Origin of the sequence: Allosphingosinicella sp. (assembly GCF_036387615.1) — a bacterium.
In the GTDB taxonomy this organism is placed as follows: Bacteria; Pseudomonadota; Alphaproteobacteria; order Sphingomonadales; family Sphingomonadaceae; genus Allosphingosinicella.
Genome location: NZ_DASVTH010000025.1, coordinates 108,904 through 119,845 on the forward strand (window position 1 = coordinate 108,904; position 10,942 = coordinate 119,845).

The window sequence follows — 10,942 nt, forward strand, 5'->3', positions numbered from 1 at the left end:
TTAACGTTCGAGGATGCGTTGGAACTCCCGCACGGCCGCCGCAGAGCCCTCAGGATGTGCCCAGACGCCGCTGCAGACGGCCAGGAAGTCGGCTCCCGCCTCGACCAGCACGCGCCCATTCTCCGGCGTAATGCCGCCGATTGCCACGCATGGCAGCTCGAACAGTCGCGACCACCAGGACAGGATAGACGGGTCCGGACGGTGGCGGGTGTCCTTGGTGCTCGTCGGAAAGAAGGCGCCGAACGCGACATAGTCGGCCCCCGCCTCGCCCGCCGCCATGGCAAGGTGGCGGCTGTCATGGCAGGTCACCCCAATCTGTGCCGATGGTCCGAGCAGCGCCCGCGCCTCTCGCGGATCGCCATCCCCCTGCCCCAGATGGACTCCGTCGGCGCCGAGACGCTTGGCGAGCGCCATGCTGTCGTTGACGATGAAGGCGACCTCGCGATCCCCGCAGATGCGCTGGAGCGGCTCGGCGGCCCTGGCGACCGCATGATCGTCGAGGCCCTTGAGCCGCAACTGGAAAGCGGCGACGTCGCCGGCATCGAGCGCGGCCTTGAGCGACTCCCCGAGACCCGGTCCCGTCTGAACCGGTGAGATCAAGTAAAGCTGGCAGGCCGGCCGCTCGACCGGCTGGAACATCCCCGCGAAATTCGGGTCCAGGCTGAGATCGTCTTCGATTTCCATGCGTTCAGCCGTTCGCAGCAACCCGCTCGGCGCTCAAGCAAAGAAAGCGATCCGGTTTGCGCCCATGCCCGACTTGGACGTCGAGCACCTGAAACCCTGCTGCCTCGAGCAGTGCCTCCACCTCCTCTTGACCAAACAAACGGAAGCCGAAGCGGTGACCGGGCCATTTCCGCAACTCTTCGGCAGGCTCGAAGCAAAGGACCAGCCGCCCGCCCGGCCGGATCACTCGCGCAAGCTCGGCTATCCCGGCCGCCGGATCGGGCCAGAAGTAAAGACTTGCGACGCTGACGGCCTTGTCGATGCTCGCCGTGTCGAGCGGCAGCCGATCGACGGAGCAATGCAGCAAGCGGAGCCGGCCCTGCCCCGCTTCGCGCCGAAAGCGCAGCCGAGCCCGGGCAATCATCGCTTCCGAAATGTCGGCCCCGACCACGTCCGCGCCGGCGGCCAACAGCCGCCCGAGCAGCCCACCGCCTCCAAAACCGACCTCGAGCACCCGGTCGCCGGAGCGGACGTCGAGCTTGCGGAACGCAAGCCGATTGCTGGGACCGGCAATCCGGTCGAGCCAGGGGGCGATCAGCCAACGCCCGATCCGCCCGCGCGGGCGGGCAAACTGGCCGGCGAGGTAGCGCGCGCGCATCAACTCCGGGTCAGCCATGTGGGGCGAGCGCTCGCTCCCGCTGTGCCAGGAAGAGCGGCAGCGCACAGCAAAGCCCGATGGCGACGACGATCAGCGGCGGAACCCAGAGGCGGCGCATGCCCAGCCGACGGCCCTCGACAGCGACGAAGGTCAGGAACACGGCGGCGGAGAACAGCACGTCAGCCGAGAAGATGCTGGCCGGTCCATTCGCAAACGGACCTGCCAGGAACTGCGTGACGTCCAATCCGTGCCGAGCGAGCCAGGGCAGAAGGATCGCGTAAGGCAGGACCGCGCCGACGAGCGCCAGGCCGAGGTAGAGGCGATACGCGCCACCCCTCCCTGCGCTCGCCTGGCTCACTCCTCGCCCTTGTAGATGCGCACCAGGCGGTCGAGCATCGCGAGCGCTTCCTCGCGCGGGCGCTGGAAGGTGTTCCGGCCTATGATCGAGCCGTGGCCACCGCCGTCGCGGATATCGCGCGCGTCCTGGAACACATCTTCAACACCCTTGGACGCGCCGCCGGAAAACACGACGATGCGCCGCCCGTTGAAGCAACTCCGCACCACATGGGCTACGCGCTTGGCCTGGGTGGATGCGTCGAACTTCTCATAGACTTTCTGCGCGTCTTTCTGCTCGACATGGTCGGTCGGCAGCTTGACCTTGATGATGTGCGCGCCGAGCAGGGTCGCCATGTGCGCGGCATAAGCACCGACGTCGAGCGCGAGCTCGCCCTGCTTGGAAAGGTTGCCGCCGCGCGGATAGGACCAGATCACGGTGGCGATGCCGACCGACTTGGCCTCGGCCGACATCTCGCGAATCTCCTCCATCATCTCGAAGATGTTGTCGGAGCCCGGGTAGATGGTGAAGCCGATCGCGGCGCAGCCAAGGCGCAGCGCATCATCGACCGTCCCGGTGACCGCCTGGTTGATCGAGGTCGCCCAGCTGTTCGAGCTGTTGACCTTGAGAATGGTTGGGATCTGGCCGGCGAAGGTGTCGGCGCCCGCCTCGATCATCCCCAGCGGGGCGGCATAGGCGGAAAGACCCGCGTCGATCGCGAGCTGGAAATGGTAGTGCGGGTCGTAGGCCGCCTCGTTAATCGCAAAGCTGCGCGCAGGGCCATGCTCGAAGCCCTGGTCGACCGGCAGGATGATGAGCTTGCCGGTGCCGCCGAGCCGCCCCTGCGTCAGGATCCGCGCGAGGTTCGCCTTCACTCCCGGGTTATCGGATTCGTAATTCGCAAGGATCTGCTTGATGACAGGCGTGAAGGTCATTGGGTAAGCTCCTGATCTGCAATTAGTGCGGCTGCCGCAGCGCGGCGACCCCGGGCAGTTCCTTGCCTTCCATCCATTCCAGGAAGGCGCCGCCCGCGGTCGAGACGAAACTGAACTGATCGGCGACCCCGGCCTGGTTGAGCGCCGCGACCGTGTCGCCGCCGCCGGCGACGGATACGAGCGCCCCGGCCTGCGTCAGCGCAGCGGCCGTCCGGGCGAGCTGGACAGTGGCGGCGTCGAAGGGCGGCGTCTCGAACGCGCCGAGCGGGCCGTTCCAGACAAGGGTGCGGCACGTCTTGAGCGCGTCGGCAAGCGCTTCGACCGCGGCGGGTCCCACGTCCAGGATCATCTCGTCGGGTGCGACCTCGTGGACGTTGCAAGTGCGCAAGCTGGTTGGATTGGGCGCGAACTCCTTGGCAACGACGACGTCGTAAGGGAGATGCACGGTGCAGTTTGCCCGGTCTGCGGCTTCGAGAATGTCGAGCGCCGTCTGCGTCAGGTCATGCTCGCAAAGGCTCTTGCCGACCGCGACTCCGCGCGCCGCGAGGAAGGTGTTGGCCATGCCGCCGCCGATGATGAGGTGGTCGACTTTGGCTACCAGGTTACGCAGCACGTCGAGCTTGGTGGAGACCTTGGCCCCGCCGACCACCGCCGCGACCGGGCGCTCGGGCGCGCCCAGCGCTTTTTCCAGCGCGGTCAGTTCGGCTTCCATGCCTCGCCCCGCATAAGCGGGGAGCAGATGCGCCAGGGCTTCGGTCGAACTGTGCGCGCGGTGAGCGGCGGAAAAGGCGTCGTTGACGTAGAAGTCGCCGAGTTCGGCGATGGCGCGGGCAAGCTCGGGGTCGTTCTTCTCCTCGCCTGCGTGGAAGCGGGTATTCTCCAGGATGGCAACATCGCCCGGCTGCATGGCGGCGACCGCCTCGCTCGCAAGCGGGCCGGCGCAGTCGCCGACGAAGCGGATCAGACGGCCAAGCACGTCCTGGTAAGCGCGAGTGACCAGCGAGAGCGACATGTCCGGGCTGCGCTGCCCCTTCGGCCGGCCGAAATGGGCGAGCAGGAGCACGATAGCGCCGCGATCGGCCAGTTCGGTGACCGTCGGCAACGTCGCCCGCAGGCGGGTGTCGTCCGAGGGTCGCCCGTCCGCCATCGGCACGTTCAGGTCCACGCGCACGAGCGCGCGCCGTCCCGAAACGTCGCCCAGATCGTCAAGCGTGCGAAAGCTCGCCATCGAGCTAGATCAGCTTGGCCATCGCGCCGGCCGTGTCGACCATGCGGTTGGAGAATCCCCATTCATTGTCGTACCAGCTCAGCACGCGGACAAGGCGGCCTTGGAGCACAGCGGTTTCGAGGCTGTCCACGGTCGAGCTGTGCGAGTCATGGTTGTAGTCGATCGAGACCAGCGGCTCTTCGGAATATGCCAGAATGCCCTTGAACGCGCCTTCGGCAGCCGCGCGAAGGACGCCGTTGACCTCGTCGAGACTGGTTTCGCGCGCCGGCGTGAAGGTCAGGTCGACGATGCTGACATTGGGCGTTGGAACGCGGATCGCCGAGCCGTCGAGCTTGCCCTTGAGTTCGGGCAGCACTTCGCCGACCGCACGCGCCGCCCCGGTGGTGGTGGGGATCATCGACATGGCCGCGGCGCGGGCGCGCCGCTTGTCCGGGTGAATCTGGTCGAGGATCTTCTGGTCGTTTGTGTAGGCGTGGATGGTGGTCATCAGGCCACGCTCGATGCCGATCGCGTCGTTCAGCACCTTGGCGACGGGCGCCAGGCAATTGGTGGTGCAGGAGGCATTCGAGACGATCGTGTGATCGGCCGACAGCTTGTCGTGATTGACTCCGAAAACGACGGTAAGGTCGACGCCTTTAGCGGGGGCCGAGATCAGCACTTTCTTTGCGCCGGCAGTGAGATGAGCACCAGCCTTGTCACGATCCGTGAAGAATCCGGTGCATTCCAGCGCGATGTCCACACCGTTGTCGCCGTGGGGCAGCTTGGAGGGGTCCTTCTCGGCCGTGACGAGCACGCGGCGGCCATCTATTATCAGATCGTTCCCCTCGGCGCGGACCTCGCCCCTGTAAGCGCCATGGACAGAGTCCCGCTTGAACAGGAGTGCGTTGGACCCGGCATCGGCGAGATCGTTGATAGCGACGAGCTCGAGCCCGCTATCCTGCTTCTCGAGGATCGCGCGCGCCACCAGGCGCCCGATCCGTCCGAAACCGTTGATCGCAACCCTTGTCGCCATGTCACTGATCTCCTTGTGAACTGAGCGCCGCCAGAATCCGCGGCACGATGGCTTCGGCGGTGAAGCCGAAGCGCTTGAAGAGATGTTCGGCCGGAGCCGAGGCGCCGAACCGATCGAGCCCGATCGCGAGGCCACGCGGCCCGACATAGCGTTCCCAGCCGAGCGTCACCCCAGCCTCGATCGAGACTTTCAGGGTGTCTTGCGGCAGGATATCGGCGCGGTAATTCGGTTCTTGCGCGTCGAACAGGCTCCAGCACGGCATCGACACGACATCGGCGCCGATGCCCTGTCCTTCCAGTGCATCGGCCACGTTCATCGCGAGCTCGACCTCGGAGCCGGTCGCGATGAGCACCACCTGGCGGGCCACTTGCGCCGCGCGCAGCCGATAGGCGCCGCGGGCGCAAAGATTGTCGGTCCGTCCGGTTCGCAGCTGCGGGAGATTCTGGCGGGACAAGGCCAGCAGCGACGGGCCGTCTTGCCGCTCCAGCGACAGCGCCCAGCATTCCGCCGTTTCGACCGCGTCGGCAGGGCGGAAAACGGTGAGGTTCGGGATCATGCGCAGGCTGGTCAGATGCTCGACCGGCTGGTGGGTCGGGCCGTCCTCGCCAAGGCCGATCGAATCGTGGGTCATGACGTAGAGGACGCGGACCTGCTGGAGCGCGGAGAGACGTATGGCCGGGCGGCAATAATCGGAGAAGATCAGGAAGGTGCCGCCATAAGGAATGACGCCGCCGTGCAGCGCCATCCCGTTCATGGCGGCCGCCATCCCGAATTCGCGAATGCCGTAATAGATGTAGCGCCCGGAATAATGGTCCCTGGTCAGCGGCTTCTGCGCCTTGGTTCTGGTGTTGTTGGAACCGGTGAGGTCAGCCGAGCCGCCGATCGTGTCCGGCAGCGCCGCGTTGATCGCCTCCAGCGCGAGCTCCGAGGCCTTGCGGGTAGCGACCTTCTGCAGGTTTGCGATCAGTGACTGCAGATGATCCGCAATGCCTATATCGGCGGGAAGACGCCCGTCCATTCGCCGCACAAACTCGTCGCGATGGTGGCTGGCGGCGAGGCGGGCGCGCCAGGCCTCGTGCGCCCCGATGCCGCGCCGCCCGTGCTCCCGCCAGGCGGCCGAAATCTCCTCCGGCAGGTCGAACGGCTCGCTGTCCCACACCAGGTGTTGGCGGGCGGCGGCGACCTCCTCCGGCCCGAGCGCCGCCCCGTGCGTCGCGGCCGTGCCCATCTTGTTGGGCGCGCCCCAGCCGATGATCGTGCGGCAGTCGATCAGCGAGGGCCGAGGGTCGGCGACGGCCTCGTCCAGCGCCGCCCGGATGCCGTCGAAATCGTGACCGTCGCAGCCGACCACATGCCAGCCGCTCGCCCGGTATCGGGCCGGAATGTCTTCAGAAGTGCTGAGATCGGTCGCGCCGTCGATGGTGATCTTGTTATTGTCCCACAGGACGTTGAGCCGGCCCAGGGCGAGATGGCCGGCCAATCCCATCGCCTCGTGATTGATGCCCTCCATGAGATCACCGTCGCCGGCAATCACCCAGGTGCGATGATCGACCAGATCGTCGCCGAACAGCGCATTCAAATGACGTTCGGCGATCGCCATGCCGACTGACATCGCAAACCCCTGTCCGAGCGGGCCGGTGGTCGCCTCCACGCCCGGCAAGAGGAAGTTCTCGGGATGTCCGGCGCAGGGGCTGGCCAGTTGGCGAAAGTTGCGGATGTCATCGATCGTCGGCCGCTCGTAGCCGGTCAGGTGGAGCAGCGAATAGAGCAGCATCGAACCGTGTCCGGCGGACAGCACAAAGCGGTCCCGGTCATGCCAATCCGGATCTTGCGGGTCGAACTTCAGATATTCCGTGAACAGGATCGTCGCCGCGTCGGCCATGCCCATCGGCATGCCAGGATGCCCCGAATTGGCCGCCTGCACCCCGTCCATGGCCAAGGCCCGGATCGCGTTGGCGAGCAGTCGGGGTTCGACGGGCAAGATGCTTCCTTTTGAGGGCGGGGCAGGAGCGAGGGCGTGTCGGCGGCGGGACTCCGCGCCGACAGGTCGCTTCTTTAAAGGGGGCGGCGCGGGCGTCAACCTTGGCTCCCGGAGGTGCTTGCCGGGCCGGGCGCAGGGGCTTATCGGGGCGCCATGTCAGACGATCGTGCCCTTCGCGCCATCGACCGGATCGAGCGCGCCTTCGCCCGGATCGAAGCTGCAACCGGCGGGGGACACCCCGCGCCGCGAGATCAGTCGGAACTCCTGAGCTTGCGCCAGACCCACCACGCGCTGCGCGGCAAGGTGGAAGACGCGATCGCGCGGATCGACCGCCTGCTCGCCACCGAAGGAGCGGATTGATGGCCTCGGTGGAACTCGAAGTGGGCGGCCGCAAATACACTTTGGCCTGCCGGGACGGTGAGGAAGCGCATCTGCGCTCTGTCGCAGCCGTCGTGGATCGAAAGGCGCGCGAAGCGGCAAGCGCGCTTGGCAATCTGGGCGAAGCGCGGCAGTTGCTGTTTGCATCGCTCCTGCTGGCCGACGAACTCGGGGAGCAGCGCGGCGCAGGCGCAGGCGCCGGCGGGAGTGCAACTCCAGCGGCGGACCCGAATATCGCGGAGCTGCTCGAAGACATGGCCGATCGCGTCGAAATGCTCGCCGACAGGCTTGAGCCGCAAGGCGCGAACTCCTAGATTGGAAGTTGACGGGTACTGCCCGGTACGAGCTTTTGCGAAAATCCCTGAGGCGATAAGACATCCTCGGGGGCTGTCCCTGCCTGGGCCCTGGCCCGAAGCACATGGTCCCCACCTGACGTACTGGCGTCAGAGGATATTCCGGCAAACGGCCATGGTGGTCCCGTCACCCCCTTCCAAGGCGCAGATGCGTCTCGAAGCGCTCGCCCGGCGCAAGGCGTACGCGGCCGCGCTCACGCCGGCGCTGAGAAACGAGCTGGAAGGCAAACTTGCAGAAGTCGTGCTGCCCCATCTGATCGGCGCGCGCGTCGTCGCCGGCTACCATCCGATGCGCGATGAGATCAGCCCTTATCTGATCCTCGACGCGATCCGCGAAGGTCAGCAGGCGGCGCTGCCGTGGTTTGGCGGACGCGACGCCCGCATGATGTTCCGCGCCGCCCCCGCGGTCGAGGCGGGGCCGTGGCGCGTCTTGCAGCCGTCGGGTGGGGCACCCGCGCTCGCCCCCGATCTGGTGCTCGTCCCTCTGGTCGCGGCCGACCGGGCCGGCAACCGTATCGGACATGGCAAGGGCCATTATGACCGCGCGCTTTCGCACCTGCGCGAAGCGGCCCCCGTTTTCACGATCGGGATCGGCTGGGAGGACCAGATCGTGGACGGCCCCATTCCCGCTGACCCGTGGGACATGCCGCTCGACGCGATCGCGACCCCGCGCGAATGGATTTCGTGCCATGCATGAGCCGAGCTGGCGCAAGCCCGCGGGCATGGGCCTGTTGCTGCTCGGGATCGCGACCTGGGCGGTGATCGTGGTGACGCTCGCCGAAGGCTTCGGCCTGGAAGGTTGGGCGAGCGGCCTCGCCTTCGCGGTCAGCGGCGTCGCCTGGCTATGGCTCTTTCCGATGAAGCGCCTGCTGCTCTGGATGGAGACTGGGCGCTGGCGCTGACCATGGCGCGAGTGACGGGGCTCGAACCCGCGACCTCCGGCGTGACAGGCCGGCGCTCTAACCAACTGAGCTACACCCGCGCGATGGTGAGGGGCGGTTAGTGGAGCCGCCGGAGGCTGTCAACACGGGCCGGACCTAATCCTCCTCCTCGTGCGAATGGCTGGTGAGCGTGCCTTCCTCGAAGAGAAATCCGGCGATGTCCGGCTTGCCCGCCGCGTCCAGAACGGTCTTGGTGATGATGAGCAGCGGAACCGCAAGCAGCGCGCCCGTCGTCCCCCACACGAAGGTCCAGAAACTCAGCGCCACCAGGATAAGCAAAGGGTTGATGGTGAGCCGCCGGCCGACCAGCGCCGGAGTGATCACGTTGGCCTCGACGATGTGGATGACGGCGAAGCAGGCCGCGGGCAGCAGCGCATACCACGGATCCGGGAAGGTCATCAGGCCGCCGAGCGCAAGCAGCAGGATAGACGCGATCGGGCCCAGATAGGGTATGTAATTCAGCACCGCGACGATGCCGCCCCACATCAGCGGCGTATCCATGCCGATCGCCCAGACCAGCAACGCCACAATCAGGCCGATCGAGATGTTCACGAGCGTGATCGTGCCAAGGTAGGTGGAGGTCGCGTCCACCACCTGCTGGATCACGCGCGCGGTCGTCATTGCGCCATCGAAGCTGGTGCGTGTGGTGATGGTCGCCTTGCGCATCCGGGTCCAGCCGGACAGGAAGAAGAAGATCACCAGGATTGCGAAGAAGAGTTGGATCGCGGCATGCGGCGCGGAAGTCGCGATCAGATCGACCATGCTGTTGGGGGTCTCGACAGTCACGGTGCGCGGCCCCTTCTCCCCGGCCCCGAACTCGCCGACGATCCGGTCCGTGAAGCGCTCGAGATCGGAATAGACTTCGAGCAGTGGATCAAGAGTGTTGCGGATCCGGCCGATCCGCTCCGGCAGCAGGCGCACCCACTCGGTCGCCGGAAGCACGATGGCGGCGACGGCGACGTTGGCGACGGTGATGAACAGGATCACGCAGGTGAGCGCGGCGAGGCCCGAAGGCACGCGGCGGCGCTCGAACCATTCGAGCAGAGGCACGAGCGCGATTGCAATCACCAGGGCGGCGGTGACCGGGAGGAAGAACTCGGCGCCGGCCCTCAGCGCAAACGGCACGGCGAGCGCAAGCCCGATCCCGGCAATCAGGGTGAGTGAGGCCAGCAGCCGATCGCGCCGGAATGCGATCGCAGCGGATTCGAGAAAGGCTTCCTCGACCCGCGTTTCGGCCTGAGTCTCGCCTTCGCCATCGCCCGCACGCAGCTTCTGCACCGTCAAGCCTCCCTGCCGCGACAAGACGGCGCCGCCAAGCTTAACAGCAGATCCCTGGATTTACGACCGCGGCAAGCCGGCACATTCGCTCGCGCGTGATTGGTGCCCCCGGTCGGACTCGAACCGACACTCCTTGCGGAACTCGATTTTGAGTCGAGCGCGTCTACCAATTCCACCACAGGGGCACGAGCGCGGCGCCTAACGTGGCGCCGCGCTCAGCACAAGCCGGTCAGGCGAACACTTCCGCGGGCGCGCGGCCCTTGGGATCGGGGCCATAGCGGTTAGGCCCGCGGGTGCCCTCGAGAAACATGAACACAAGCAGAGTGATGCCGAGCGCAAGCACCGCCAGGCCCCCGACCATCGCGAGAATGCCCGCGGCTCCTGAATCGGGCGACGACGCCGACAAGCCCACCGCGACAAACATCAATATGTAAGGCGCAAGGGGGGCCAGCAGCCACCATCCGGTGCGGTTGGTGTCGTGCAGCCTGCGCACACCAACTGCGATAGACGGTATCAACATCGCCAGAGAAAACAGGCCGTAAAGCCCCATGATCAGCATGAAGCTGCCGCCGGCAGCCGCCAAAGCCGTCGGATCGCCGCCGCTGAACAATGCAGCTCCGCCGACCGAAATGAGCAAGATCATCAAGGCCGTTGAGACCAGGGCCTGGAACAGAAAGAACATCCAATATTCCATCCGGCGCGACCGACCCGAAAACTCGGCGTAGCGCTTCAGCGGCAGCAGCATGTAGTGCATCCCTTCCCCCCGTTCGTTACCGCGTTGTGGCGGACCGACGAAGCTTGCGCACTTGGCCGAGTCGTTCAAGTGCTCAATTGCGCGGCGGCTGTCGGCGGTAGCTGAGCGCGTCGGCCATATGGACCCGGCCCACACCTTCGCTGCCGGCGAGGTCGGCGATCGTGCGAGCGACGCGCAGGCGAGTGTGCTACTTCGCAAGCGCGGCGTTCTGATGCCCTGAATGTCCGCAATGGGAAAGCGGACGTTCGCCTGAAGGTGTGGAGCGGGTGGTGAGCGGACATGGACCCCCGTATCGTAAGAGGATGGCTACGGCGCATCTTCTGTTCGGCTACCTGGGATCGGGTAAGACCACCTTCGCCAAGCGGTTGGAGGTTGAGCACGGGGCGGTTCGGTTCACACCAGACGAGTGGATGGTGCGCCTGTTTGG

Annotated in this window: 15 protein-coding genes and 2 tRNA genes; 6 read left to right on the top strand and 11 right to left on the bottom strand. The window is 66.3% G+C overall.

What is annotated here, in order from left to right:
* From thiE to tkt, 7 genes are read right to left on the bottom strand one after another with little or no spacing between them, the layout of a single operon-like run.
* Positions 1-684: a thiamine phosphate synthase gene (gene thiE, locus VF631_RS03875; protein ID WP_431848954.1), complete on the bottom strand. Its 684-nt coding sequence runs from the start codon at positions 682-684 to the stop codon at positions 1-3.
* Positions 685-688: 4 nt separating this feature from the next.
* Entirely contained in the window at positions 689-1,339 is a 651-nt protein-coding gene (locus VF631_RS03880) for a class I SAM-dependent methyltransferase (RefSeq protein ID WP_431848955.1), read from the bottom strand.
* The gene (locus VF631_RS03885) at positions 1,332-1,679 is read right to left on the bottom strand and encodes a DUF2834 domain-containing protein (protein WP_431848956.1); all 348 of its coding nucleotides are present in this window, start codon (positions 1,677-1,679) and stop codon (positions 1,332-1,334) included. Before VF631_RS03885 ends, VF631_RS03880 begins: the two co-directional genes overlap by 8 nt.
* The gene (locus VF631_RS03890; RefSeq protein ID WP_431848957.1) at positions 1,676-2,590 is read right to left on the bottom strand and encodes a class I fructose-bisphosphate aldolase; all 915 of its coding nucleotides are present in this window, start codon (positions 2,588-2,590) and stop codon (positions 1,676-1,678) included. Before VF631_RS03890 ends, VF631_RS03885 begins: the two co-directional genes overlap by 4 nt.
* A 22-nt stretch (positions 2,591-2,612) precedes the next feature.
* Positions 2,613-3,818 carry a phosphoglycerate kinase gene (locus tag VF631_RS03895; protein WP_431848958.1) on the bottom strand — a complete coding sequence of 402 codons (1,206 nt, stop codon included), beginning with the start codon at positions 3,816-3,818 and terminating at the stop codon, positions 2,613-2,615.
* Between the two features lie 4 nt (positions 3,819-3,822).
* Positions 3,823-4,830 carry a type I glyceraldehyde-3-phosphate dehydrogenase gene (gene gap, locus VF631_RS03900; RefSeq protein WP_431848959.1) on the bottom strand — a complete coding sequence of 336 codons (1,008 nt, stop codon included), beginning with the start codon at positions 4,828-4,830 and terminating at the stop codon, positions 3,823-3,825.
* Between the two features lies 1 nt (position 4,831).
* Entirely contained in the window at positions 4,832-6,763 is a 1,932-nt protein-coding gene (tkt, locus tag VF631_RS03905; RefSeq protein ID WP_431848972.1) for a transketolase, read from the bottom strand.
* A 201-nt stretch (positions 6,764-6,964) separates the two neighbouring features.
* Between tkt and VF631_RS03910 the strand changes: the two genes are divergently transcribed.
* From VF631_RS03910 to VF631_RS03925, 4 genes are all read left to right on the top strand, one after another.
* Positions 6,965-7,171: a hypothetical protein gene (locus VF631_RS03910; RefSeq protein ID WP_431848960.1), complete on the top strand. Its 207-nt coding sequence runs from the start codon at positions 6,965-6,967 to the stop codon at positions 7,169-7,171.
* Complete coding sequence (locus tag VF631_RS03915) at positions 7,171-7,503, top strand: cell division protein ZapA (RefSeq protein WP_431848962.1); 333 nt, start codon at positions 7,171-7,173, stop codon at positions 7,501-7,503. Before VF631_RS03910 ends, VF631_RS03915 begins: the two co-directional genes overlap by 1 nt.
* 187 nt (positions 7,504-7,690) lie before the next feature.
* A complete protein-coding gene (locus tag VF631_RS03920; RefSeq protein WP_431848963.1) occupies positions 7,691-8,239 on the top strand; it encodes a 5-formyltetrahydrofolate cyclo-ligase in 549 nt (182 codons plus the stop codon).
* Positions 8,232-8,444, top strand: a complete 213-nt coding sequence (locus tag VF631_RS03925; protein WP_431848964.1) for a DUF2842 domain-containing protein — start codon at positions 8,232-8,234, stop codon at positions 8,442-8,444. Before VF631_RS03920 ends, VF631_RS03925 begins: the two co-directional genes overlap by 8 nt.
* Before the next feature lie 3 nt (positions 8,445-8,447).
* On the opposite strand, the gene VF631_RS03930 is transcribed toward VF631_RS03925, so the two are convergent.
* The 4 genes from VF631_RS03930 to VF631_RS03945 form a co-directional block, all read right to left on the bottom strand.
* Positions 8,448-8,524 (bottom strand) — tRNA-Asp (locus VF631_RS03930).
* Between the two features lie 55 nt (positions 8,525-8,579).
* Positions 8,580-9,761 carry an AI-2E family transporter gene (locus VF631_RS03935; protein WP_431848965.1) on the bottom strand — a complete coding sequence of 394 codons (1,182 nt, stop codon included), beginning with the start codon at positions 9,759-9,761 and terminating at the stop codon, positions 8,580-8,582.
* 100 nt (positions 9,762-9,861) lie between these two features.
* Positions 9,862-9,946 (bottom strand) — tRNA-Leu (locus VF631_RS03940).
* A 44-nt stretch (positions 9,947-9,990) separates the two neighbouring features.
* Positions 9,991-10,515: a DUF805 domain-containing protein gene (locus tag VF631_RS03945; protein WP_431848966.1), complete on the bottom strand. Its 525-nt coding sequence runs from the start codon at positions 10,513-10,515 to the stop codon at positions 9,991-9,993.
* A 52-nt stretch (positions 10,516-10,567) separates the two neighbouring features.
* Between VF631_RS03945 and VF631_RS03950 the strand changes: the two genes are divergently transcribed.
* Positions 10,568-10,735, top strand: a complete 168-nt coding sequence (locus tag VF631_RS03950) for a hypothetical protein (RefSeq protein WP_431848967.1) — start codon at positions 10,568-10,570, stop codon at positions 10,733-10,735.
* 82 nt (positions 10,736-10,817) lie between these two features.
* A partial coding sequence (locus VF631_RS03955) for an AAA family ATPase (protein WP_431848973.1) occupies positions 10,818-10,942 on the top strand: 125 nt, incomplete at its 3' end.

Excerpts from the sequence above, each read along its gene's own strand:
- thiE (WP_431848954.1), bottom strand. The coding sequence starts at position 684 with ATGGAAATCGAAGACGATCTCAGCCTGGACCCGAATTTCGCGGGGATG.
- VF631_RS03880 (WP_431848955.1), bottom strand. The coding sequence starts at position 1,339 with ATGGCTGACCCGGAGTTGATGCGCGCGCGCTACCTCGCCGGCCAGTTT.
- VF631_RS03890 (WP_431848957.1), bottom strand. The coding sequence starts at position 2,590 with ATGACCTTCACGCCTGTCATCAAGCAGATCCTTGCGAATTACGAATCC.
- VF631_RS03895 (WP_431848958.1), bottom strand. The coding sequence starts at position 3,818 with ATGGCGAGCTTTCGCACGCTTGACGATCTGGGCGACGTTTCGGGACGG.
- gap (WP_431848959.1), bottom strand. The coding sequence starts at position 4,830 with ATGGCGACAAGGGTTGCGATCAACGGTTTCGGACGGATCGGGCGCCTG.
- tkt (WP_431848972.1), bottom strand. The coding sequence starts at position 6,763 with ATGGACGGGGTGCAGGCGGCCAATTCGGGGCATCCTGGCATGCCGATG.
- VF631_RS03910 (WP_431848960.1), top strand. The coding sequence starts at position 6,965 with ATGTCAGACGATCGTGCCCTTCGCGCCATCGACCGGATCGAGCGCGCC.
- VF631_RS03915 (WP_431848962.1), top strand. The coding sequence starts at position 7,171 with ATGGCCTCGGTGGAACTCGAAGTGGGCGGCCGCAAATACACTTTGGCC.
- VF631_RS03920 (WP_431848963.1), top strand. The coding sequence starts at position 7,691 with ATGCGTCTCGAAGCGCTCGCCCGGCGCAAGGCGTACGCGGCCGCGCTC.
- VF631_RS03925 (WP_431848964.1), top strand. The coding sequence starts at position 8,232 with ATGCATGAGCCGAGCTGGCGCAAGCCCGCGGGCATGGGCCTGTTGCTG.
- VF631_RS03945 (WP_431848966.1), bottom strand. The coding sequence starts at position 10,515 with ATGCACTACATGCTGCTGCCGCTGAAGCGCTACGCCGAGTTTTCGGGT.